The sequence below is a fragment of the Paraburkholderia acidipaludis NBRC 101816 genome, from assembly GCF_000684975.1.
GTDB lineage: Bacteria > Pseudomonadota > Gammaproteobacteria > Burkholderiales > Burkholderiaceae > Paraburkholderia > Paraburkholderia acidipaludis.
Map to the genome: position 1 here is coordinate 207,634 of NZ_BAXZ01000006.1, position 21,615 is coordinate 229,248.

The following is a 21,615-nucleotide window of genomic DNA, read 5'->3' on the forward strand; positions in this document are numbered from 1 at the left end:
CAAGTTCAAAGATAGGCACCAAGTTCCATCTTGGCGATGGCGTTGCGATGGACTTCATCGGGACCGTCGGCGAGGCGCAGCGTGCGTGCGCTCGCATAGGCACGCGCGAGCCCGAAGTCGTCGCTGACGCCGCCGCCGCCGTGCGCCTGGATGGCCCAGTCGATCACCTGGCAGGCCATCTGGGGTGCCGCGACCTTGATCATCGCAATCTCCTTGCGCGCGAGCTTGTTGCCGAGCGTGTCCATTTTCCATGCCGCATGGAGCACGAGGAAGCGCGCCTGGTCGATAAGGATACGCGCATTGGCGATGCGTTCGCGCGTGACGCCGTGATCGGCAATCTTGCGGCCGAACGCGGTGCGCTGCGTGGCGCGCCGGCACATCGCTTCGAGCGCGCGCTCGGCGCGGCCGATCAGCCGCATGCAGTGATGGATACGCCCCGGTCCGAGCCGCCCCTGCGCGATTTCGAAACCGCGTCCCTCGCCCAGCAGCACGTTCGAGTCCGGCACCCGCACGTTCTCGAACAGCACCTCGGCGTGGCCGTGCGGCGCATCGTCGTAGCCGAACACGGGCAAGTGCCGCAAAACCGTCACGCCCGGCGTGTCCATGGGCACGAGGACCATCGACTGGCGGCGGTGCGGATCGGCGTTGCCGGCATCCGTCTTGCCCATGAAGATCAGGATCTTGCAGCGCGGATCGTTGGCGCCCGAGGTCCACCACTTGCGCGCGTTGATGACGTAGTGATCGCCGTCGCGCTCGATCCGAGCCTCGATGTTGGTCGCATCCGACGACGCCACCGCGGGCTCGGTCATCGCGAAGCCCGAGCGGATCGTGCCGTCGAGCAACGGCCGCAGCCATTCGTCCTGTTGCGCGGGTGTGCCGTAACGCACCAGCGTTTCCATGTTACCGGTATCGGGCGCGGAGCAGTTGAAGGGCTCGGCACCAATGCCCGAGCGGCCCATGATTTCGCACAACGGCGCGTATTCGAGGTTGGTGAGACCCGCACCATACTGCGACTCCGGCAGGAACAGATTCCACAGGCCCGCGGCGCGCGCCTGCTCTTTCAGCGCCTCCATCACGGGCGCCGGCTGCCAGGCGTTACCGGACTGGCGAGCCGCGTCCATTTCGCTCGAGAACTTCGCCTCGGCCGGGTACACATACTGATCCATGAACGCGGTCAGACGCTTCTGCAGTTCCTTGACCTTGTCTGAATGCTCGAAATTCACCGTTCGATCTCCTCACTGAATGTGCGCGCCCGTCTGCCGGGCAGTGATGGCGCCGGCGGCAGATACAGCGCGCGCCAGGCCGGGTGGTCGCCGGAACGGGGCCTAACGCGTCGCGTCGACCTGTTGCGCGAGCGCCCACGCCTGTTCGGCGAGCGGGCGCGTGCGCCGCCCCGTTTCGAGCGCCAGCGCGCTCGATGCGTTGCCCTGCAGCGCGCGCGCCGCGACGCCCTGCAGAATGCCCACGAGGCGGAACATGTTGAAGACGAGGTAGTAGCCCCACTCCGCTGGTGAAACCTCGGCTTGTGCGCCCGTGCGTTCCAGATAGCGCCGCAGATAATCGCGTTCGGAAGGAATGCCAAGCATTGGCAGATCGAGTCCGACGAGTCCGCGCCGCGCGCCGGCCGTCATGTGCCAGATCATGCAGTGATAGGCAAAATCGACGAGCGGATGGCCAAGCGTGGAGAGCTCCCAATCGAGCACGGCAAGGATGCGAGCCTCGTTCGGATGGAAGATCACGTTGTCGAGCCGGTAGTCGCCGTGCACGATGCAGCTCTCGTCGCCAGCGGGAATGTGCAGCGGCAGCCAGTCGATCAGGCAATCGGCAGCCTCGATGCGTTCCGTTTCGGCGGCGCGGTACTGCTTCGTCCAGCGCGCCACCTGGCGCGCAATGTAGTTCCCCGGCTTGCCATAGTCGCCAAGGCCGACGGCGGCGGGATCGAGCGCGTGCAGTTCGGCCTGCACGCGGTTCATTTCGTCGAAGATCGCCGCACGCTCAGTGCTCGCCATGCCGGGCAAGGCCGGATCCCAGAAGATGCGCCCCTCGACATACTCCATGATGTAGAACGGCGTGCCGAGCACATCGGCGTACTCGCACAACGCGTAGGCCTTCGCGACCGGAACGGCGGTTTGGCCCAGGGCGCGAATCACGCGGTATTCGCGCTCCACGGCATGGGCCGAGGGCAGCAGCGTGCCGGGCGGCTTGCGGCGCAGCACATAGCGGCGGCCGTCCGCTTCGAGCAGGAAGGTAGGATTGGACTGGCCGCCCTTGAACTGCTCGGCACGCAAACGCCCCGAGAATCCCTCCACGTGCGCGCGCATCCACGCAGCCAGCCGCACGAGGTCGAATGCATGCGCCTCGGCTACCGGTCGCGTGCCGCTAAAACTGCTCTGGAAGTCGATCTTCATATCGCGGACCAGCCTCCCTCGACAGCGAGAGACTGGCCCGTGACATGCCGCGAGGCGTCGGAGGCGAAGCACACGAGCGCGCCGCGCCCGTGCAGACTGAACCGATCCCTTGTGCCCATCGACGCATCCTCGTCTAGCGGGCGGCTTGCCAGCCGCCGGGATAATTCTGCAAAGCAGAACTCGAATTCTGCATTGCAGAAATCCTAGCGTCTCGGCGGCCGCGATGCAAACGGCAGATTCGTTCTTTTCCCCAGGAATAACCCTCGGCGCGGACAGATCGGCGGGGGCTAACCCTGGGGCTCGTCCCCCTCGCGCGGCGAAACGGCACCCTCTTCGAGCTGAGCCACGAGGCGCAGCAGCCGTGGCTTCACCTCCTCAAGAAGGAACGCCTTCGAAAGCGACGAGGATGGACCGCCCACGTTGATCGCCATGACCGGCAGGCCGCCGCCCGGTTCGAACGCGCGTGCGATGCCGTTGACGTCCTTTTGCCAGTCGCCGAACGAGCAGGTCACGCCGAGCGACCGATGGTCTTCCATGCCCTGCTCGATGCCCCGGCGGATCTGCGGCCAGGCTACGTCGTCGAGTTCGTGGACCTGCCCCATGACGTCGGCCCGCTCGCGCGCCGGCGCCATGGCCAGCCAGGCGCGGCCGATCGCCGAGGTGGCGAGCGGAATGCGCGAACCCACGTCCAGCGTGAGCGCGAGCGCCCCGGGGCCGCGACAGCTTTCGATGTAGAGCATGGAGAGGCGGTCGCGCATGCCGAGCGACACGGTGCCGCCCGCAAACTCGGCCAGCTCCTGCATCAGCGGGCGCGCCATCTTGCGCACGTCGAGGCGCGCAAGAACCGAACTGCCGAGCGCGAGACATGCGGTGCCGAGGCGGTAGCGCCCACTGTCTTCCAGGTGGATCAGATAGCCGAGTTTCGTGAGCGTCATGGTCAGACGCGAAACCGTGGAGCGCGGCAGCCGGCAGCGCTGCGCAATTTCCTGATTGGTCAGCGTCGTCACGCCGCCGCGAAAAGACGCCAGCACCTCGAGCCCCCGGGCCAGCGCAGTCACGAAATGCCGGTCTTCCTTGTGGGGCACGGGCCGGTCTGTCTTGTGGTCGATGTCAGCCATCATGAAATAGGAATAAGCGTTCGAATCGCGCCACGGCTTTCCGGTCCGTCTCGCATCCCACGCGACCCGGCGCCTGGCGTCGACGAAAGTATATTCCGTTATGCAGAACGCGGTTTCCGCCAACCGGGATCGCCGCGCACGGTTCTTGCGCAGCAAAACGGACGGCTGGCATAGACGCAAGTACACTCGTCGAGATCGGGCCGCTCGATCGCGCCGGATCGGCGCCCATTTACGGAGAAACGGCCATGCCGAACGAAACAATGCTGGCGCAGATGCGCTCGAAGCCCGGATTCATCGCCGCACTCGACCAGAGCGGCGGTTCGACGCCTGGCGCGCTGCGCCAGTACGGCATTCCCGAAAATGCCTACAACGGTGATGCCGAAATGTTCCGGCTCATGCACGAGATGCGCGTGCGCATCGTCACCGCGCCGGCCTTCACGGGCGAAAAAATCATCGGAGCGATCCTGTTCGAGGCGACGATGGACGGCAAGGCGCAGGACAAGCCGGTGCCGGAATTTCTGTGGCACGACCGCGGCGTGGTGCCCTTCCTGAAAGTCGACAAGGGCCTTGCCGCGGAAGCCGATGGCGTGCGCCTCATGAAGCCGATTCCCGAGTTCGATACCCTGCTTGCGCGCGCGGTGAAAGCGGGCATCTTCGGCACGAAGATGCGCTCGGTGATCGAACAGGCTTCGCCCAAGGGCATCGCGGCCATCGCCGCACAGCAGTTCGAACTGGGCGAGCAGATTGGCGCGCACGGCCTCGTCCCGATTCTCGAGCCCGAGGTTTCCATCAAGATTCCCGACAAGGCCGAAGCCGAAGCGCTGCTGCGCGACGAACTGCTCAAGGGACTCGATGCGCTGCCGGCCTCGCGCGACGTCATGATCAAGCTGACGATCCCGAGCACGCCCGACTTCTATCTGCCGCTCATCGAGCATCCGCGCGTGGTGCGCGTGGTGGCGCTTTCGGGCGGCTATTCGCGCAGTGACGCATGCCGGCGCCTTGCGGCCAACCACGGCATGATCGCGAGCTTCTCGCGGGCGCTCATCAACGACCTGACGAAGTCGATGAGCGACGCCGAATTCGACGCCGCCCTCGCCGCGAGCATCGACGAGATCTGGAAGGCGTCGGTCGAAAAAGACTGACGCGACCTTTCTCCTGCCGGGCAAGCCGGCAGCGGCGGGAGCGGGCCGGGCGTCCGCTCCCGCGATATTCTTTTGCGCCGCACCAGGGTGCCTGCGCACGCAACAGGGGACCCGGCCGCCGACGCGGTTATACTTGCTGCTTCCCCGTTTCTCGACACGCACTGGCCATGAGGCGATTACTCTGCCTGATCGTCCTGTTGCCGGGTCTGCTTGCGCAAGCGTGGGCTCAGCAAAGCCCCGTCGCCAGTGGCAGCAGCACCGGCAGCAGTCCCGGCGCCGGCGCCGACACGATCTCCGCATACCTGATGCACCGGTTCGGCGTGGCGAAGGAAAAGGCGGCGCAGATTTCCGCGGCCGTCACCACGGCCGCCGAAAAATACTCCCTCCCCCCTGCCATTCTGCTTGCGATCATTTCGACCGAATCGCGCTTTCGTGAAAAGGCGCACGGCGCCAACGGCGCAACAGGCCTGATGCAGGTCGTGCCGTCGGCACACCGCAATCTCCTGCGCCACGTGAAGGACCTCACCAATCCGGACGTGAATATCGATATCGGCTCGTCGATCCTTTACGGTTACCGCCAGTCTGCCGGCGGCGACCTGAACGCGGCCATGAAGAGCTACGGCGGGTCGATGGCCTACGCGCAAAAGATCCAGTCGCGCGCGGCGGAATTCAACCGCCTGTTCGAGACGCCGGCCGCGGCGCAGACCGCATCAGACAGCGCCGAAGCGTCGGCGGTGCCGGCTGTGTTCGTGGTTCCGGCCGGCTTCGGCGCTTCGTCCGCCTCTGCGGCTTCGGCCGCTACGGATGCAACGACGGCCACCGCCGCACCGTCCATGCACTGAACGCGCCTGTGCCGCTACGGCGAGGCGGACCAAGGCTTATCGCATCGCCAACATGCCGGGCACGCGATGGCCCGGCATGGCACACCCAAACGCTCAAGCTTCGGCGGCCGGGGGTTCCTGCGGATTGTTGGATGCCGACGCGGCCTCGCTGGACGCCGGCATGGCCTGGTCGGGCGCCGTCGGCGCGACTTGAACCGGTGCTTGCGCATCGGGCTGCTTCGGTTCCGCCTGGGTAGCCGGTTGCGGCTGTGCCGCGGCCTTGGGCTGCTGCTGTTCGGCTCCCGCTTCTTTGGCCTTGGCCTGCGCCTCGGCTTTCGCCTTCTGGCGCGCCAGCGCCGCGTTGGCGCGGCCGACGTGCGACGGATCGATGCCCGGGCCCGCCGAAGCGCTACCGTCCAGTTCGTAACGGGAACCGCCGGCCGCGACGCGCTCGTGATAGCGCGGGTGGTTGACGTGGCGCTTGAGCACCGCGACGATCAGCGTGCGCTCGTACTCCGGATGGCGCGAGACGAGGTCTTCCGCCACGCCGATCTTCAACGGCAGACGATCGCGAAACGCCGGATATTGTTTCGCAAACACATTCCAGACCGTGTTGAGCTGGCGGTTGCGTTCGATGCGCGCCTTTTCTTCCTCGGTCAGGTTGGCCGCCGGCTGCGCCGCCCGCGCGGGTCGCTGACGCTGCTGGGCCGGGCGCTGGCTGGGCTGCTGCGGGCGCCCTTCCCGCCCTTCGCGCGCCTCCTTCGGCACACGGGGTTTGGCCCCTTGCGGCCGGCCGCCCGGCTGCTGCGGCCGTGCGCGGGGGCGCCCATCCTTCGCCTGAGCGGGAGGGCCCTTGCGTGCGGGCTTGCTTTCCGGCGCTGGCGGCGTTTCTTCGGGACTTTGCCCCGAGCCCTTCCCCATGCTCTTCTTGATTTCCAGCAGACCTTCCTTGAAGCTCAGGGTGCGGCGTTGTTGCGATGCGGCTTTCACGTCCAGATCTCTTTCCTTATTGGATCGGACGCTATGATACCGAATCGCGAGCGGCATTTCTGGCTTGCACCGTGTTTCGATAGCCCGCCTGCCGTGCTCTTACGGCACAAGCTCCCGTTTCCTTTCCGCCCCCGCCCCTCGATCCCCCCTGAATCCATGACCGCATTGCCCTCTTCCCACGCCTCGATCTGCGCCATCGTCACCGGACACACCCGCGGTCTGGGCGCCGCGCTAGCCGAACTCCTGCTGGCACGCGGCATACGTGTACTGGGACTCGGAAGGGGCACGAACGCGGCGCTGGCCGCCCGCCACGCCGCCGCGCTCTCCCAGACGACGCTCGATCTTTCCGATACCGCCGCCCTCGAACGCTGGCTCTCCACTGACGCGCTGCGGCGCTTCACTGCCGAGGCCCGTTGCGTGCTGCTTTTCAACAACGCCGGCACGGTGGAGCCGATCGCGCCGTGCGGCGCGCAGGCAGCGGATGCGATCGCGCGAGCGGTCGCGCTCAACATCGCCGCCCCGCTCATGCTCGCGAACGCCATCGCTTCGCAGGAGACCGCAAGTCCTGCAGCCGAACGCCGCATCGTGCATGTGTCGAGCGGAGCGGCGCGCAATGCTTACGCGGGCTGGAGCGTCTATTGCGCGACCAAGGCCGCGCTCGATCATCATGCGCGCGCCGTGGCGCTCGATGCGCCGCAGGCCGTGCGCATCTGCAGCGTGGCGCCGGGCGTCGTCGATACGGACATGCAGGCGACGATTCGCTCCACGGCCCCCCACCAGTTCCCCTCGCGCGAACGCTTCGAACAACTGAAGCAGAACGGTCAGCTCGCAACGCCGGAAGCGGCTGCCCGGCAACTCATCGACTACGCGCTGAGCGAGGCCTTCGGCTCGACACCCACCGCCGACGTGCGCGAACTCCCGAAAGCGTAACAACACGCCCGCAAACCCTCACCTTCGAAGCCCCCCACGCGCCAGCTCAGGTGAGCGCCAGGCGCGGGCGCGCCGTCTTCAGCCAGCGTGCGCCGCCGGCCAGCGTGACGAGCGCGCCGATGGCGAGCAGATCACCTGCGAGACGCGCAGGAAAGTAGGTGTCCAGATGCGTGGCGCGCAGCAGGGTATCGACCACGTTCGATGCCACGGCGCCGCCCACGAAGCACACGAGCCCCTGCTGCCCGACGTTGGCGACGGCCGGTAGAGATTCGGCCAGGCGACGGACCCACCCCAGCCGCACCGCCTGCGGTCCGCGAGAGTCGCCGGCGCTTGCGCGCCGGTTCGGTGCGCACGCCGCACAGCGAAGAACGGCGCGCACGTTCGCGGTGCCAGATCATGCACAGTCGGTCTCGCCTTGCGGAAAGTCTTTCGCAAGCTGGAAAAGTGACGCATCCTGCGTTGACGCCGGCCCATCGCCGGGGTTCCCCGCGTCGGCCACCGACAAAGAAAAGAGCAAGCAACACAACCGGCAGAGCATCGCCGTCGAATCTCCCCCCGTTCGCCGGCTTGCTACACTTCGAACACCACGTCACCGGCCCTATTGCACGAGGGCATTGATGGGCAAACCACATAACTTCGCACAGTATTCGAGGAGCACTTGAATGGCGCTTGCAACGAGAAAATTCGGTCGCACGGGATGGAAGGTGTCCGAAATCGGCTTTGGGGCATGGGCGATTGGCGGCGCGTGGGGCAGCGTCGCGGAGGACGACGCGAAGGCCGCGCTGAACGCCGCGCTCGATAGCGGCGTGACGTTCATCGACACGGCGGACGTCTATGGCGACGGCCGCTCGGAACGGATCATCCGGGACGTGCTGCGGGAACGAGGCGGCGAACGTCCCATCGTGGCCACCAAGCTCGGGCGCCGGCTCGACCCGCACGTCACCAGCGGCTATTTGAACCGGCGCGCGCTCGCGGGTTTCATCGACCGGAGCCTTGAGAATCTGGGCGTCGACACGCTCGACCTGGTGCAACTACATTGCCCGCCGACGGAGGTCTATTACCGTCCCGAAGTATTCGACGCCATGGACGAATTCGTCGCCGCCGGCAAGATCCGCTGCTACGGCGTTTCGGTTGAAAAGGTGGAGGAAGCGCTGAAGGCGATCGACTATCCCAACGTGGTTTCGGTGCAGATCATCTACAACATGTTCCGCCAACGCCCGGCCGAGCTGTTCTTCGAGCAGGCCCGCAAGAAAGATGTTGCGGTGATTGCGCGGGTGCCGCTGGCCAGCGGCATGCTAACGGGCAAGATGTCGGCGGATTCCGTTTTCGCGGCAGACGATCATCGCGCATTCAATCGTCATGGCGAGGCGTTCGATGTGGGCGAAACCTTCTCCGGCGTGCCCTATGACGTCGCGTTGAAAGCGGTGGACGAGCTGCGCGGCCTGGTACCCGTGAACGCTTCCATGGCGCAACTGGCGCTGCGCTGGATTCTCATGGAAGAAGCGGTCTCCGTCATCATTCCGGGCAGCAAGAACGCAGCCCAGGCGGCGTCGAATGCTGCGGCCGCGGGCCTCGCGCCACTCCCGGATGAGGCAATGCAACGCGTCCGGGAGATCTATCGGCACCACATAGCGCCTCACGTTCACCAACGCTGGTAAAGCTCCGAACTCCCGCTGTTCAGCGAACGCGAAGCCGCATCGGGAACCGGTGACGACGGGCGGTACTGCCCTCAGCGCCTGGGACTATGCTTACAGCGTCAACAGCAAGGAGCCGCCATGCAAGCCTCCGTCTCCCGAAGATCGGTCGATCTCAGCGCCTATCCAAACCTTGTCGTCATCATTCTGGGCTTTCGCGTTCGCCGGTTGCGGGGGATCGCCACCGTGCTCGGCATCGGCAAAGGCCTGCGGCAGATCGAATCGGACCCGCCACCGGGATTGCTCTCGAACGAGCAGTTCCTCTTCGCGCTCAACCACGTCGGCATCCGCCAATATTGGCGCGACCTCGAAAGCCTCGAGGCGTTTACCCGCAGCGAGCCGCATTCCCGCTGGTGGCGCGAGTTCCTGCGCGACAGCGGCGGCGCGGGCTTCTGGCACGAAAGCTATAGCCGGCAGGGCATGGAAGCCGTCTATGTCGACATGCCCGGCCCCGTGGGCTTCGGCCGCTTCGCGCCGGAGCGCCGGCCCACTGGCCCTTTCATGAGCGCGCGACAGCGACTGGCGGCGGACTAACCCCGGCGCCTCGCCTTGGGCAAGACCGTCCTCCTTCGGCAATTTACTTGACATATGAAATATTTCAACCTAAATTGATTCCGAAGCGAGAACAAGGAGCGAGCATGCGCATCGTTTGCATCGGTGGCGGTCCGGCGGGCCTGTACTTCAGCCTGTTGATGAAGCGTCGCCACCCTGAACACGACATCACCGTGATCGAGCGGAACCGCCCGTACGACACGTTCGGCTGGGGCGTGGTGTTTTCGGACCAGACGCTCGGCAACCTGCGCGCGGCCGACCCCGAAAGCGCGGCGGAAATCCTCGACGCCTTCAATCACTGGGACGACATCGAGGTCAACTACCGCGGCCGCGCGATCCGGTCCTCGGGGCATGGCTTCTGCGGCATCGGCCGCAAGCGCCTCCTCAACATCCTGCAGGCGCGCTGCGAAGCACTCGGCGTGAAGCTCGTGTTCGAGTCGCAGATCACCGACGACGATATCGGCGAAGCCGACCTCGTCATCGCCAGCGACGGCCTGAACAGCGCCACGCGCCAGAAATACGCCGCGACGTACCAGCCCGATATCGACCTGCGCGATTGCCGCTTCGTGTGGCTCGGCACGTCGAAGCTCTTCGACGCGTTCACCTTCGCGTTCGAAGAAACCGAGTGGGGCTGGTTCCAGGCGCACGCCTACCGCTTCGACGAGAACACCTCCACCTTCATCGTCGAAGCGCCCGAGCACGTCTGGCGCGCGGCGGGTCTCGACACCATGAGCAAGGAAGACAGCATCGCGTTCTGCGAGAAGCTCTTCGCGCGTTATCTGGACGGCCACGCGCTGCGCTCGAATGCGTCGCACCTGCGCGGCTCCTCGCAATGGATCCGCTTTCCGCGCGTGGTGAATCGCGAGTGGGTGCACTGGAAGCGTGACGCCGGCGGCAGCGAAACGCCCGTTGTGCTGATGGGCGACGCGGCGCACACGGCCCACTTCTCGATCGGCTCGGGCACCAAGCTCGCGCTCGAGGACGCAATCGAACTCGCCAACAGCATGGACGCGTGTCCGGGCGATCTGCGCGCCGCGCTCGCCCATTACACGAGCGTGCGCAGCGTGGACGTGCTGCGCATCCAGAATGCCGCGCGCAACTCGACGGAATGGTTCGAGCACGTGGACCGCTACGCGCACTTCGAGCCGGAGCAGTTCGCCTACTCGCTGCTCACGCGCTCGCAGCGCATTTCGCACGAGAATCTGCGCGAGCGCGACGCGGCCTGGCTCGGCGGTTTCGAATCATGGCTGGCCGCGCGGGCGGGCGCGGGCAAACGCGCCGTGCCGCCCATGTTCACGCCGTACACGGTACGCGGCGTTACGCTGAAGAACCGCATCGTGGTCTCGCCGATGGCGCAGTACTCGGCGCGCGACGGCGTGGCCGGCGACTATCACCTGACGCACCTTGGCGCGCGCGCCATGGGCGGCGCGGGCCTCGTGATGACCGAAATGACCTGCGTCTCGCCCGAGGCGCGTATCACGCCGGGATGCCCGGGCCTCTATACGACGGAGCAGCGCGACGCCTGGCGGCGCATCGTGGACTTCGTGCATACGCAGTCGGACGCGAAGATCGGCATCCAGATCGGCCATTCGGGCGCCAAGGGCTCGACGCGCGTGGCGTGGGAAGGCATCGACCAGCCCTTGCCCGACGGCAACTGGCCGCTCGTTTCCGCCTCGCCGCAGCAGTATCTGCGCGGCGTGAGCCAGTGGGCTCAGGAAGCCAGCTCCGCGGAACTGCAGGAAATCAAGGCGCAGTTCGTACGCTCGACGGAACTGGCGGTCGAAGCGGGCTTCGACTGGCTCGAACTGCACTGCGCGCACGGCTACCTGCTTTCGAGCTTCCTCTCTCCGCTCACCAATCAGCGCAGCGACGCCTACGGCGGCTCGCTGGAGAACCGCTTGCGCTACCCGCTGGAGGTGTTCGCCGCGATTCGCGCCGTGTGGCCGGCCGACAAACCGATTTCGGTGCGCATCTCCGCACACGACTGGGTCGAGGGCGGCAATACGCCCGACGACGCGGTCGAGATCGCGCGCGCCTTCAAGGCGGCGGGCGCGGACATGATCGACGTTTCGTCGGGCCAGGTGAGCAAGGAAGAACGCCCCGTCTATGGCCGCATGTTCCAGACGCCTTTCGCCGACCGCATCCGCAACGAAGCGGACATCCCCACCATCGCGGTGGGCGCGATCTCCGAAGCGGACCACGCGAACGGCATCATCGCGGCGGGCCGCGCCGACCTCTGCGCGGTCGCGCGGCCGCACCTCGCGAACCCTTCGTGGACGCTGACCGAAGCCGCGAAGATCGGCTATCTCGACGTCATGTGGCCGCGCCAGTACACGGCGGCCAAGACCCAGCTCGAACGCAATATCGAGCGCGAGCGGGCCGCGGCCGCCGCGAGCGCGGGGCTCTCGCCGCTCGAACGCGCCCAGCGTGCGGAAGGAACCGTGTGATGAGCGCACAGAACACGCTTGCGGACCGCCACGCGGTCGTCACGGGCGGCGGCAGCGGCATCGGCGCCGCCACGGCGGCGGCCCTGTTGCGCGCCGGCGCGCGCGTCACGCTAATGGGGCGCGACGCAGCGCGCCTCGAAGCGCAACGCGCGGCGCTTGGCGGTACTGAATATGTCGCCTGCGAGAGCGTCGACGTGACGGACGAAAATGCCGTCGACGCAGCATTCGCCCGCGCCGCCGAACATTTCGGCCTGGTCGACATCCTCGTGAACAACGCGGGCCAGGCACAGGCCGCCCCCTTCGCGCAGACCGATCTCGCGCTGTGGCGCCGCATGCTCGACGTCAACCTGACCGGCGCGTTCCTCTGCACGCGCGCCGTGCTGCCCGCCATGCTCGCCGGCAAGCACGGACGCATCGTCAACGTCGCGAGCACGGCGGGCCAGGTCGGCTATCCCTACGTCGCCGCCTATTGCGCCTCGAAACATGGCGTGATCGGCATGACGCGCGCCCTCGCGCTCGAAGTCGCAACGCAAGGCGTGACCGTCAACGCGGTCTGCCCGGGCTACACGGAAACCGAGCTGTTGCAGGCCTCGATCGAACAGATCACGCGCAAGACTTCGCGCAGCGCCGAGGAGGCGCGCAGCCTCCTGGTTCGCCACAATCCTCAGCAGCGCTTCGTTACGCCCGACGAAGTCGCCAACGCCGTGCTGTGGCTTTGCGCGCCCGGTTCCGCCGCCATCACCGGGCAATCCCTTTCCGTTTCCGGTGGAGAAATCACATGAGCCCGCCCGTGCCCGCGCGCAAGAATGCCGCCCCGAAAACGCCGCGCAAGGGGGTAGCGAACCCGGCCGGGAACGTGGTCGACATGGAGATGAGCACCGGCGCCGACAGCCACATGGGCCTGCGCCTCTGGCTACGCCTGCTCACCACGACGAACCTCGTGCAGGCCGAGCTGCGCCGCCGCCTGCGCGCCGAATTCGACACCACGCTGCCGCGCTTCGACCTGATGGCGCAGCTCGAACGCCACCCGGAAGGGCTGCGCATGACCGAGCTGTCGCGCCGCATGATGGTCACGGGCGGCAACGTCACCGGTATCACCGACCAGCTCGAGAAAGAAGGCCTCGTCGTGCGCGATGCGGACCCGGCCGACCGTCGCTCGATCGCCGTGCGCCTCACGCCGGAAGGCCGCAAGCTGTTCGACCGCATGGCGGCGGCCCACGAGCAATGGGTGGTCGAGATGTTCGGCGGCTTGTCTCTCGACGACAAGTCGAGGATGCACGAGCGGCTAGGCAAGCTCAAGCAGCATCTGCGCGACAGCCTGGAAGGCTGAGGCGCACCGCAATTCAGGCATGGGGCACCGGGCGCCAAAGCGCCGGCTCCCGCCACACCGGAGACTTATCTTGACGACACGTTCCAACGCCGAAGCGCTCTTCGCGGGCAACCGCGTCACGCTGGCGGACTATCGTGCGCAGCACTTCGGCTGGTCCGTCGAAGGCCGCGTCGCGACCATCACGCTGAACCGCCCCGAGCGCAAGAACCCACTCACATTCGAATCGTATGCAGAACTACGCGATCTCTTTCGTCAGCTGGCCTACGCAACCGACATCAAGACCATCGTGCTGCACGGCGCGGGCGGCAATTTCTGCTCGGGCGGCGACGTGCACGACATCATCGCGCCGCTGGTCGATCTGCCGATGCCCGAACTGCTGATGTTCACGCGCATGACGGGCGATCTCGTGAAAGCCATGCGCCACTGCCCGCAGCCCGTCATCGCCGCGGTGGATGGCGTGTGCGCGGGCGCGGGCGCGATCCTCGCCATGGCCTCCGACATGCGCTACGGCACGGCGCGCAGCAAGCTCGCGTTCCTTTTCACGCGCGTGGGGCTCGCGGGCTGCGACATGGGCGCGTGCGCGATCCTGCCGCGCATCATCGGTCAGGGCCGCGCCGCGGAATTGCTCTACACGGGCCGCTCGGCAAGCGGCGACGAAGGCCTGGCGTGGGGCTTCTATAACCGCCTGTGCGACCCCGACACGCTGCTGGCCGACGCGCAGCAACTGGCCGCCGATCTCGCCGCCGGCCCCACGTTCGCGCACGGCATCACGAAGACGATGCTGCATCAGGAATGGACCATGAGCATCGACGAAGCGATCGAATCCGAAGCGCAAGCCCAGGCGATCTGCATGGTCACACGCGATTTCGGCCGCGCCTATACGGCATTCGCGGCAAAGACGCGTCCGGTATTCGAGGGAGATTGACGAGATGGCATCCGCTGAATTCAATCCGCACGACGCCATCGCCTGGCCGTTCTTCGAAGCGCGCCACCGCGCGCTCGCCGCCGGCATCGAAGCCTGGTCGCACGAGCATCTCGCCCATGTTCCGCACGACGACGTCGACGCCACCTGCCGCGCGCTCGTGCGCAAGCTCGGCGACGCGGGCTGGCTGAGCTACGGCGTAGGCGGCACCGCCTACGGCGGCCACGGCGACACGATCGATACGCGCGCCGTGTGCCTGCTGCGCGAGACGCTCGCCAAACACTCGGGCCTCGCCGACTTCGCTCTGGCGATGCAGGGCCTCGGCTCCGGCGCCATTTCGCTGGCGGGCACCGATGCGCAGAAGTCGCGCTATCTGCCGCGTGTAGCGCGCGGCGAAGCGCTCGCCGCGTTCGCGCTCTCGGAACCGGAGGCGGGCTCCGATGTCGCGGCCATGGCGCTCGCCGCGCGCGCGGACGGCGACGACTATGTGCTGGACGGCGAGAAGACGTGGATTTCGAACGGCGGCATCGCCGACTTCTACGTGGTGTTCGCCCGCACCGGCGAAGCGCCGGGCTCGCGCGGCATCAGCGCTTTCATCGTGGATGCCGATGCGCCGGGGCTCGAAATCGCCGAGCGCATCGACGTGATCGCCCCGCATCCGCTCGCACGCCTGCGTTTCACGGGCGCGCGCGTGAAACGCAGCCAGATGCTCGGCGTGCCCGGCGAAGGCTTCAAGATCGCCATGCGCACGCTCGATATTTTCCGCACGTCCGTGGCGGCGGCCTCGCTGGGATTCGCTCGCCGCGCGCTGGCCGAAGGCCTTTCGCGCGCTGCTTCGCGCAAGATGTTCGGGCAGACCCTCGGCGATTTTCAGTTGACCCAGGCAAAGCTCGCGCAGATGGCGCTGACGATCGACAGCAGCGCCCTGCTCGTCTACCGCGCGGCCTGGCTGCGCGACCAGGGCGAAAGCGTCACGCGTGAGGCCGCGATGGCGAAGTGGCACGCCAGCGAAGGCGCGCAGCAGGTGATCGACGCGGCCGTGCAGATCTGGGGCGGCATGGGCGTGCAAAGCGGCAACACGGTGGAGACGCTCTATCGCGAGATCCGCTCGCTGCGCATCTACGAAGGCGCGACGGAGGTGCAGCAACTGATCGTGGGGCGCGACCTGCTCAAGGCCCACGCCGGCGCATAAGCCCGCTCTGCAATCGCCATACATCGAATCGGACGACACATGAAAAAAGCGCTTCTTCCCGCCGGCTGGGTCAAGCCCCGCGGTTATGCAAACGGCGTCGCCGCAAGCGGCACGCAAGTCTTTATCGCCGGCCAGATCGGCTGGGACGAGAACGCCCGGTTCACGAGCCGCGAGTTCGGCGCCCAGGCCGTGCAGGCGCTGCGTAACATCGTCGCCGTGCTCGAAGCGGCGGGCGGCAAGCCAGAGCATCTCGTGCGCATGACGTGGTACGTCACCGACAAGCGCGAGTACCTCGCGGCGCTCAAGGAGATCGGCGGAGCGTTTCGCGAGCTGATCGGCGACTACGACATTGCGATGAGCGCCATCCAGGTAGCCGCGCTGATCGAGGACGACGCGAAGGTCGAAATCGAAGCCACTGCGGTGATTCCCGACTAAACGCAGCGCCTGAACGACACCCTCAGAAACGGCAACAGACAGTACGAACCCATGTTGGAGACGTCATGGAAGCGACAGCCCACGTCGATACCTTCGCCCGCGACCACCTACCGGCCGAATCGCAGTGGCCCGCGCTGCTGCTCGACAATCCCGATGTCGCCTACCCGGCGCGGCTCAATTGCGCAGTGGAACTGCTGGACCGCGCGATCGAGATGGGACGCGGCGCGGCGCCGGCCATCTGGTCCGACGTCGACGGCAAGCCCGAGGCCACGACCTATGCGCAACTGCGCGCGCTGGTAGATCGCAGCGCGCACGTCCTCGTCGAGGACATGGGCCTCGTGCCCGGCAACCGCGTGCTGCTGCGCGGCCCCAACACGCTGCAGATGGCCGTGGCGCTGCTCGCCGCGCTGAAGGCGGGGCTCGTGGTGGTGCCCACCATGCCGCTCTTGCGCGCAAAGGAGCTGAAGCAGATCGTCGACAAGGCCCAGGTCGGCGCGGCGCTGTGCGACGTGCGGCTCGCCGACGAACTGGCGCGCTGCACGGACCCCGCCGACGAGTTCTTCTGTGCGGACCTCAAGCAGGTGCGCTACTTCCACGACGACGCGCCGGGCAGCCTGGAGAGTCTCGCGGCCGGCAAGCCGGCAACGTTCGCCGCCTGCGACACGGCGGCCGACGACGTGTGCCTGATCGCTTTCACGAGCGGCACGACGGGCACGCCGAAGGGCTGCATGCATTTTCATCGCGACGTGCTCGCGATGTGCGATCTCTTCCCGCGCCATGTCTTGAAGCCCACGGCCGACGATGTGTTCTGCGGCACGCCGCCGCTCGCGTTTACGTTCGGACTGGGCGGCCTGTTGTGCTTTCCGCTGCGCGTGGGCGCCTCGACCGTGCTGATCGAGAAGCTCACGCCCGCGCTCCTGCTGCAGGCTATCGAGCGGTTCGGCGCGACCATCGTCTTCACCGCCCCCACCTTCTACCGGCAAATGGCTCCGCTCGCGAAAGACGCCGATCTGTCGAGCTTGCGCAGGACGGTTTCCGCGGGCGAGGCATTGCCGCAAGCCACGCGCGAGCTCTGGCGCGCAGCGACGGGCATCGAGATGGTGGACGGCATCGGCGGCACGGAAATGATCCATATCTTCATCTCCTCGGCCGGCGCCGAGGTGCGGCCAGGGTCGATCGGCCGCGCCGTGCCGGGCTATATCGTGCAGGCCCTCGACGACGCGCTCCAACCGGTCGCGCCGGGCGTGACCGGCCACCTCGCCGTGAGAGGCCCAACGGGCTGCCGCTATCTGGCCGACGAACGGCAGATGAAGTTCGTGCGCGACGGCTGGAATCTGCCGGGCGACGCGGTTTCGATCGATGCGGACGGCTATGTGTACTACCAGGCTCGCGCCGACGACATGATCGTCTCCTCGGGCTACAACATCGCGGGCCCCGAAGTGGAAACCGTGCTCATGCAGCATCCGGCTGTGGCCGAGTGCGGGGTGATCGGCGCGCCTGACGAATTGCGCGGGCAGGTGGTGAAAGCCTTTATCGTGCTGAGGCCGGGCTACAAGGGCGACGAAGCGATGGTCGGCGAGCTGCAGAACTTCGTGAAGAACGCGGTTGCCGCGTACAAATATCCGCGCGTCATCGCGTTCATGGACGCTCTCCCGCGCACGGAAACCGGCAAGCTGAAGCGTGCGGCGTTGCGCGCGATGTGATCACCGGGGCGGCCCGTTGCGGCATGCTGCTCAAATCAATCAATAATCCAACGTAATACGTTAAATATCCAACTATCTGACTTGTTTCAGCGAACTCGCCTCTTGCCCGTCTTGCCGCCCGCGAAAAACCGGGCGGCAAGACGGACTCATTCGGAGATCTCGATGGAAGGCGGCGACGTCTTGTCGATCCAGGCGGTCAAGAGCGTAGAGGACACCGCCAGAATCGCCGGGCCGATGAAGAGCCCCACGATGCCGAACGCGAACATACCGCCCAGCACCCCCGAGAGAATCAGCAGCATCGAGAGGTTCACGCCGCGCCGGATCAGCACGGGGCGCACGAAGTTGTCGAGCATGACGACCATGACCGACCAGATGGCGAGCAGGATCGCCGCCACGTGCGCGTCGTGAACGAACAGCCAGATCGCGCCGCCGAACAGCGGCAGTCCGGGACCGATCTGCGCGAGGCACAACATGAGCATCAGGGCGGTGAGCACGCCCGCGCCCGGCACGCCGGCCACCACGAGACCAATGCCGCCGAGCGCGGACTGAAGCACCGCCGTCACGACGATGCCAAGCGCCACTGCACGGATCGACGCGCCTGCGAGGCGCACGGCCTCCGCGCCGTAGCGCGGACCCACGCGCTCCGCGAAGCGCGTGACGAAGGCAGCCGCACTCTCGCCCTGCGTGTACAGCACGCCGGTAATGACCACGGTGATAACCATGTGGATGACGAATACGCCCACCGAAGCAGCGTGGCCGATGAGCCAGTGCGCGGCGATGGAGACATAGGGCTCGAGCCGCGCGAGCAATCCGCCGGGGCCGGCGTCCGAGAGCGTCTGCCATTCGTCGGCCACGCGGGAGCCGACCATCGGCACCTCATGAACCCAGGTGGGCGGCGGCGGCAAAGCGTACTCGGGCAGCTTGCGAATCACACCCATGATCTCGGCGCCGTGCTCCGCGAGCGTCGAGATCGCTTCATAGAGCGGCAGGACGATCACGACCAGCAGGATCAGCAGCATGACGAGCGTGGCCAGCCCGCGCCGGTTGCCGAGGCGACGTTGGACCGCGAGCATCGCGGGCCACGTGGCGACGACGATCATCGTCGCCCAGATGAGCCCTGGAATGAACGGGCGCATGACGTACAGGGAGCCGACCGTCAATGCGCAGAGAATCGCAACGACGAACAGCGCTCGAGCAATGTCTGGCAGGTCTTGCTGCTTCACGGGGTCTCCTTGCGGCGCGGGCCGCATCATCACAACGGTCACAAAAAGGCATGGCGGTCCTCGCACCGGAAAGCACGGTCCGGCGGCGCGAGCCGACGCGCTAGTCTATCCCGGATGGATCCGAATCCGTCGCACAGTGGCCCTTTATCTTCGATAATGGCCGCTTCCGCGCCTCTAACGTCAGACCGACAGACTGCCGCGCTGCCAACCCGCGCGCCCCACCCCGAAAGAGACTCGCCATGCCCGCTTCCGATCAGAAACTCCCCTGCGTCCTGCTCACCAACGACGACGGCATCGACGCCCCCGGCCTTGCCGTGCTCGAAGCCGTCGCGGCCGAACTCGCGCACGAAGTCTGGGTCGTGGCGCCGGAGCACGACCAGAGCGGCACCTCGCACTCGATCAGCCTGCACTCGCCGCTGCGCGTGAGCCGCCGCGGCGAGCGGCGCTTCGGCGTGCTCGGCACACCCGGCGACTGCGTGGTGATGGCCGTGCGCCATCTGATGGGCGACGTAACGCCTACGCTCGTGCTCTCGGGCATCAACCGCGGCGCCAACCTGGGCGTGGAAACGATGTTTTCCGGCACCGTCGGCGCGGCCATGACCGGCCTGCTGCTTGGTCTGCCGTCGATCGCGCTCAGCCAGACCTTCCGCGACCGCGAGCACGTGCGCTGGGACACGGCGCGCGCCCTCGCGCCCGAGACGATCCGGCGCCTCGCGGCCGTCACGCACGACCGGCCCGTCTGCCTGAACGTCAACTTTCCCGACATCGACGCGAGCGCGGCAGGCCCGCTCACCATCACGCGCCAGGGCGTGGGGCTCGTCCAGGGCATCGACGTGGTGCCGCAGATCGACCCGCGCGGCATCGACTACCACTGGCTGCGCTTCACGCGCGGCCCGCGCGAGAACGGCCCCGATACGGAAACGGCGGCAATCCATGCCGGCCGTATCTCGGTCACGCCGCTGCACTTCGAGCGCACCGACGAACGCGCATTCGAGCGTTTCACGGCCGCACTCGCGGGTTAGTCAATGCGGTCGACCGGCGGCCAGGCGACGAGCGAGGCGCCTGAAAAGATCAGCGGCCGGCCGCCGCCGACCGCTCGATCGCCGCGCGCAGATCGCCCGGAATGGCAATCGCCCGATGCGTATCGAGCGACGTCGTCACGATGGTCTGGCGCGCCGCCATGCGCAGCACGCCGTCCGCGCCCGTGCAGGCCCACGCGAGCGTGAGCGAGGCTTCGCCGATCCGCTCGACGTCGAGCGAGAGCCACACCTCCTCGCCCATCCTGCTGATCGCCTTGAAATCCGCCTCGACATGCACGGTCGGCATGCCGACACGGCGCGCACCGATCACGCCGTGATAGCCCTCCGGCATCAGCGTATCGATCCACGACTCGATCAGGTCGTTGAACAGGATGAAGTACTGCGGATAGAACACGATCCCGGCGGGATCGCATTCGGAAAAGCGGATCTTGTGCTTCTGCGCGTAGGTATGGGCGGGCATGCTCATATCAGATCACGAGCCGCGACACCTTCACCCCTTCCAGCGACACGCCGGCCATCAGTCCGGCATTGGTCAGCACGAAGGCTTCGACCGGGCTGGTCGCGGTCGAGGTATCGACGTTGCCGTTCGCGCCTACCGTCACCACGGCGACCGTCGCGTCCGCGCCGGCCGACCAGCCCTGGCTGTTCAGGAAACTGTCGAGCGCCTCGTGGTTCATGAAGGCGAAGATGATGGCCTTCGACTGCGCCCCGATCTGCAGGCCGAACGAGCCGGCCACGGTGCTGTAGTAGCCCGTCGTTCGGCCGTCCACGCGCAGTGCGCCGGTGCCGTACTGCCCGCCGATCCAGAAGCCCGCAGAAATCACGCTGGGAAACACCAGAATGCCGTTGGCCCTCGAAAGCAGCTCGCGCGAACCGTTCACCGTGCTGTAGAGACGTGCGAGCGTGGCGTCCACGTCCGCGTCGATGCTCTGGCGCTTCGCCGCGTTTTGCGCGGAGGTGTCGCCGCCGTCGAGCGAGGTGGTCGTGCAACCCGCGAGAGCGAGGCTGCCGGTTGCGAGCACGGCGCTCGTATGAAGGAGGAATTGGCGTCGGCGCATAGAGGGGTTCCTGTCGTGTCCTGGAGATGGATCTTAGTTGCCTTCGTGACGCCCGTCACGTTCGCGGGCGCTCCTGCACTGGCGAGATAAGACCATGCAACCCGCATCGAGTTCGCCCGCTCCCGAGGAAACCCGGAGAAATCCTCGGCCATGTTACACTTCGCGCCGATTTTCCTTTCAAATTCATGAATCCACGCAAGCACGCACTGCTGACCGCATGGCTTGGCCTCGTCGCCATGTGGCTCATCGTGCTCGCGCCGCTCGTGAGCCAGCTCCTCGCCGCGCATCGCGCGCACGATCCCGACACCGCGGTCGTCCTGTGCTCCGCCGTCCAGCGGGACTCGACGGCCCAGCATCTGTCGCCCGACGACGCTTTCGGCGCCTGCGGCTACTGCCATCTGCTCCAGCATCAGGCCGCGATCACACCGCTCGCGCCGCCTGAGCTTGCCGCCACGCGCCTCGTCACGGTGGACACCGTCGCGGCGCTGTCCACCCGCTTCACGCCGCTCGGCGCCTTCCCTTCCGGCCGTCCGCGCGGCCCGCCCGCCGTTTCCTGATCGCCGCCGTCATCGGTCGTCCTGCCGCGCCCCGTTATCGTCCGGGCGCGCGC

Annotated in this window: 22 protein-coding genes; 14 read left to right on the forward strand and 8 right to left on the reverse strand. The window is 66.8% G+C overall.

All coding sequences use genetic code 11. The features are described 5' to 3' along the window. Nucleotides 1–5: 5 nt before the first annotated feature. The 3 genes from BAC01S_RS09770 to BAC01S_RS30830 form a co-directional block, all read right to left on the reverse strand. Nucleotides 6–1,223 carry an acyl-CoA dehydrogenase family protein gene (locus BAC01S_RS09770; RefSeq protein WP_027794600.1) on the reverse strand — a complete coding sequence of 406 codons (1,218 nt, stop codon included), beginning with the start codon at nucleotides 1,221–1,223 and terminating at the stop codon, nucleotides 6–8. 102 nt (nucleotides 1,224–1,325) lie between these two features. Beyond that, a complete protein-coding gene (locus tag BAC01S_RS09775) occupies nucleotides 1,326–2,408 on the reverse strand; it encodes a phosphotransferase (protein ID WP_027794601.1) in 1,083 nt (360 codons plus the stop codon). 287 nt (nucleotides 2,409–2,695) lie between these two features. Next, nucleotides 2,696–3,529, reverse strand: coding sequence for an IclR family transcriptional regulator (locus BAC01S_RS30830; RefSeq protein ID WP_043201819.1), 834 nt, complete (start codon nucleotides 3,527–3,529; stop codon nucleotides 2,696–2,698). Between the two features lie 242 nt (nucleotides 3,530–3,771). On the opposite strand from BAC01S_RS30830, the gene BAC01S_RS09785 reads away from it, so the two are divergent. Further along, on the forward strand, nucleotides 3,772–4,668 hold the full coding sequence (locus BAC01S_RS09785) for a fructose bisphosphate aldolase (RefSeq protein ID WP_027794602.1): 897 nt from the start codon (nucleotides 3,772–3,774) through the stop codon (nucleotides 4,666–4,668). Nucleotides 4,669–4,835: 167 nt separating this feature from the next. After that, nucleotides 4,836–5,510, forward strand: coding sequence for a transglycosylase SLT domain-containing protein (locus BAC01S_RS09790; protein WP_027794603.1), 675 nt, complete (start codon nucleotides 4,836–4,838; stop codon nucleotides 5,508–5,510). A 93-nt stretch (nucleotides 5,511–5,603) separates the two neighbouring features. On the opposite strand, the gene BAC01S_RS09795 is transcribed toward BAC01S_RS09790, so the two are convergent. After that, nucleotides 5,604–6,479 carry a ProQ/FINO family protein gene (locus tag BAC01S_RS09795; RefSeq protein WP_027794604.1) on the reverse strand — a complete coding sequence of 292 codons (876 nt, stop codon included), beginning with the start codon at nucleotides 6,477–6,479 and terminating at the stop codon, nucleotides 5,604–5,606. A 156-nt stretch (nucleotides 6,480–6,635) separates the two neighbouring features. Between BAC01S_RS09795 and BAC01S_RS09800 the strand changes: the two genes are divergently transcribed. Further along, nucleotides 6,636–7,409 carry an SDR family oxidoreductase gene (locus tag BAC01S_RS09800; protein ID WP_027794605.1) on the forward strand — a complete coding sequence of 258 codons (774 nt, stop codon included), beginning with the start codon at nucleotides 6,636–6,638 and terminating at the stop codon, nucleotides 7,407–7,409. A gap of 46 nt (nucleotides 7,410–7,455) precedes the next feature. Here BAC01S_RS09800 and opgC read toward each other — a convergent pair whose 3' ends face one another. Continuing rightward, complete coding sequence (opgC, locus tag BAC01S_RS09805) at nucleotides 7,456–7,788, reverse strand: OpgC domain-containing protein (RefSeq protein ID WP_027794606.1); 333 nt, start codon at nucleotides 7,786–7,788, stop codon at nucleotides 7,456–7,458. Nucleotides 7,789–8,071: 283 nt separating this feature from the next. On the opposite strand from opgC, the gene BAC01S_RS09810 reads away from it, so the two are divergent. The 9 genes from BAC01S_RS09810 (at nucleotide 8,072) to BAC01S_RS09850 (ending at nucleotide 17,684) form a co-directional block, all read left to right on the forward strand. Beyond that, on the forward strand, nucleotides 8,072–9,067 hold the full coding sequence (locus BAC01S_RS09810; RefSeq protein ID WP_027794607.1) for an aldo/keto reductase: 996 nt from the start codon (nucleotides 8,072–8,074) through the stop codon (nucleotides 9,065–9,067). Nucleotides 9,068–9,184: 117 nt separating this feature from the next. Next, nucleotides 9,185–9,637, forward strand: coding sequence for a monooxygenase family protein (locus BAC01S_RS09815; protein WP_027794608.1), 453 nt, complete (start codon nucleotides 9,185–9,187; stop codon nucleotides 9,635–9,637). A gap of 104 nt (nucleotides 9,638–9,741) precedes the next feature. After that, the gene (locus tag BAC01S_RS09820) at nucleotides 9,742–12,102 is read left to right on the forward strand and encodes a bifunctional salicylyl-CoA 5-hydroxylase/oxidoreductase (protein ID WP_027794609.1); all 2,361 of its coding nucleotides are present in this window, start codon (nucleotides 9,742–9,744) and stop codon (nucleotides 12,100–12,102) included. Next, nucleotides 12,102–12,884, forward strand: a complete 783-nt coding sequence (locus BAC01S_RS09825; RefSeq protein WP_084168454.1) for an SDR family NAD(P)-dependent oxidoreductase — start codon at nucleotides 12,102–12,104, stop codon at nucleotides 12,882–12,884. The genes BAC01S_RS09820 and BAC01S_RS09825 overlap by 1 nt, the downstream gene beginning before the upstream one ends. Continuing rightward, entirely contained in the window at nucleotides 12,881–13,432 is a 552-nt protein-coding gene (locus tag BAC01S_RS09830; RefSeq protein WP_027794611.1) for a MarR family winged helix-turn-helix transcriptional regulator, read from the forward strand. The genes BAC01S_RS09825 and BAC01S_RS09830 overlap by 4 nt, the downstream gene beginning before the upstream one ends. Nucleotides 13,433–13,502: 70 nt before the next feature. Then, on the forward strand, nucleotides 13,503–14,357 hold the full coding sequence (locus BAC01S_RS09835) for an enoyl-CoA hydratase family protein (RefSeq protein ID WP_027794612.1): 855 nt from the start codon (nucleotides 13,503–13,505) through the stop codon (nucleotides 14,355–14,357). A 4-nt stretch (nucleotides 14,358–14,361) separates the two neighbouring features. Next, nucleotides 14,362–15,546: an acyl-CoA dehydrogenase family protein gene (locus tag BAC01S_RS09840; protein ID WP_027794613.1), complete on the forward strand. Its 1,185-nt coding sequence runs from the start codon at nucleotides 14,362–14,364 to the stop codon at nucleotides 15,544–15,546. Between the two features lie 39 nt (nucleotides 15,547–15,585). Further along, nucleotides 15,586–15,981: a RidA family protein gene (locus BAC01S_RS09845; protein WP_027794614.1), complete on the forward strand. Its 396-nt coding sequence runs from the start codon at nucleotides 15,586–15,588 to the stop codon at nucleotides 15,979–15,981. Nucleotides 15,982–16,046: 65 nt separating this feature from the next. Then, the gene (locus tag BAC01S_RS09850) at nucleotides 16,047–17,684 is read left to right on the forward strand and encodes an AMP-binding protein (RefSeq protein WP_027794615.1); all 1,638 of its coding nucleotides are present in this window, start codon (nucleotides 16,047–16,049) and stop codon (nucleotides 17,682–17,684) included. A gap of 146 nt (nucleotides 17,685–17,830) precedes the next feature. On the opposite strand, the gene ydiK is transcribed toward BAC01S_RS09850, so the two are convergent. Further along, nucleotides 17,831–18,907, reverse strand: a complete 1,077-nt coding sequence (gene ydiK, locus BAC01S_RS30835; RefSeq protein ID WP_407667916.1) for an AI-2E family transporter YdiK — start codon at nucleotides 18,905–18,907, stop codon at nucleotides 17,831–17,833. Nucleotides 18,908–19,146: 239 nt separating this feature from the next. On the opposite strand from ydiK, the gene surE reads away from it, so the two are divergent. Then, complete coding sequence (gene surE / locus BAC01S_RS09860; protein ID WP_027794616.1) at nucleotides 19,147–19,929, forward strand: 5'/3'-nucleotidase SurE; 783 nt, start codon at nucleotides 19,147–19,149, stop codon at nucleotides 19,927–19,929. A 49-nt stretch (nucleotides 19,930–19,978) separates the two neighbouring features. Here the strand turns inward: surE and BAC01S_RS09865 are convergent, their stop codons facing one another. Together BAC01S_RS09865 and BAC01S_RS09870 are read right to left on the reverse strand one after the other, a co-directional pair. Continuing rightward, nucleotides 19,979–20,407: an acyl-CoA thioesterase gene (locus tag BAC01S_RS09865; protein WP_027794617.1), complete on the reverse strand. Its 429-nt coding sequence runs from the start codon at nucleotides 20,405–20,407 to the stop codon at nucleotides 19,979–19,981. A gap of 7 nt (nucleotides 20,408–20,414) precedes the next feature. Next, the gene (locus BAC01S_RS09870; protein WP_027794618.1) at nucleotides 20,415–21,005 is read right to left on the reverse strand and encodes a BPSL1445 family SYLF domain-containing lipoprotein; all 591 of its coding nucleotides are present in this window, start codon (nucleotides 21,003–21,005) and stop codon (nucleotides 20,415–20,417) included. A gap of 185 nt (nucleotides 21,006–21,190) precedes the next feature. On the opposite strand from BAC01S_RS09870, the gene BAC01S_RS09875 reads away from it, so the two are divergent. Then, nucleotides 21,191–21,562 (forward strand): DUF2946 domain-containing protein, encoded by a 372-nt coding sequence (locus BAC01S_RS09875; RefSeq protein WP_027794619.1) that lies wholly within the window; start codon nucleotides 21,191–21,193, stop codon nucleotides 21,560–21,562. Nucleotides 21,563–21,615 lie beyond the last annotated feature (53 nt).

What these genes read in the sequence shown, in the direction of transcription:
- BAC01S_RS09825 (WP_084168454.1), top strand. Translation starts at nt 12,102, where the DNA reads ATGAGCGCACAGAACACGCTTGCGGACCGCCACGCGGTCGTCACGGGC.
- BAC01S_RS09830 (WP_027794611.1), top strand. Translation starts at nt 12,881, where the DNA reads ATGAGCCCGCCCGTGCCCGCGCGCAAGAATGCCGCCCCGAAAACGCCG.
- BAC01S_RS09875 (WP_027794619.1), top strand. Translation starts at nt 21,191, where the DNA reads ATGAATCCACGCAAGCACGCACTGCTGACCGCATGGCTTGGCCTCGTC.
- BAC01S_RS09840 (WP_027794613.1), top strand. Translation starts at nt 14,362, where the DNA reads ATGGCATCCGCTGAATTCAATCCGCACGACGCCATCGCCTGGCCGTTC.
- BAC01S_RS30830 (WP_043201819.1), bottom strand. Translation starts at nt 3,529, where the DNA reads ATGATGGCTGACATCGACCACAAGACAGACCGGCCCGTGCCCCACAAG.
- BAC01S_RS09790 (WP_027794603.1), top strand. Translation starts at nt 4,836, where the DNA reads ATGAGGCGATTACTCTGCCTGATCGTCCTGTTGCCGGGTCTGCTTGCG.
- BAC01S_RS09810 (WP_027794607.1), top strand. Translation starts at nt 8,072, where the DNA reads ATGGCGCTTGCAACGAGAAAATTCGGTCGCACGGGATGGAAGGTGTCC.
- BAC01S_RS09870 (WP_027794618.1), bottom strand. Translation starts at nt 21,005, where the DNA reads ATGCGCCGACGCCAATTCCTCCTTCATACGAGCGCCGTGCTCGCAACC.
- BAC01S_RS09775 (WP_027794601.1), bottom strand. Translation starts at nt 2,408, where the DNA reads ATGAAGATCGACTTCCAGAGCAGTTTTAGCGGCACGCGACCGGTAGCC.
- BAC01S_RS09850 (WP_027794615.1), top strand. Translation starts at nt 16,047, where the DNA reads ATGGAAGCGACAGCCCACGTCGATACCTTCGCCCGCGACCACCTACCG.
- BAC01S_RS09815 (WP_027794608.1), top strand. Translation starts at nt 9,185, where the DNA reads ATGCAAGCCTCCGTCTCCCGAAGATCGGTCGATCTCAGCGCCTATCCA.
- BAC01S_RS09865 (WP_027794617.1), bottom strand. Translation starts at nt 20,407, where the DNA reads ATGCCCGCCCATACCTACGCGCAGAAGCACAAGATCCGCTTTTCCGAA.
- surE (WP_027794616.1), top strand. Translation starts at nt 19,147, where the DNA reads ATGCCCGCTTCCGATCAGAAACTCCCCTGCGTCCTGCTCACCAACGAC.
- BAC01S_RS09845 (WP_027794614.1), top strand. Translation starts at nt 15,586, where the DNA reads ATGAAAAAAGCGCTTCTTCCCGCCGGCTGGGTCAAGCCCCGCGGTTAT.
- BAC01S_RS09800 (WP_027794605.1), top strand. Translation starts at nt 6,636, where the DNA reads ATGACCGCATTGCCCTCTTCCCACGCCTCGATCTGCGCCATCGTCACC.
- BAC01S_RS09820 (WP_027794609.1), top strand. Translation starts at nt 9,742, where the DNA reads ATGCGCATCGTTTGCATCGGTGGCGGTCCGGCGGGCCTGTACTTCAGC.
- BAC01S_RS09785 (WP_027794602.1), top strand. Translation starts at nt 3,772, where the DNA reads ATGCCGAACGAAACAATGCTGGCGCAGATGCGCTCGAAGCCCGGATTC.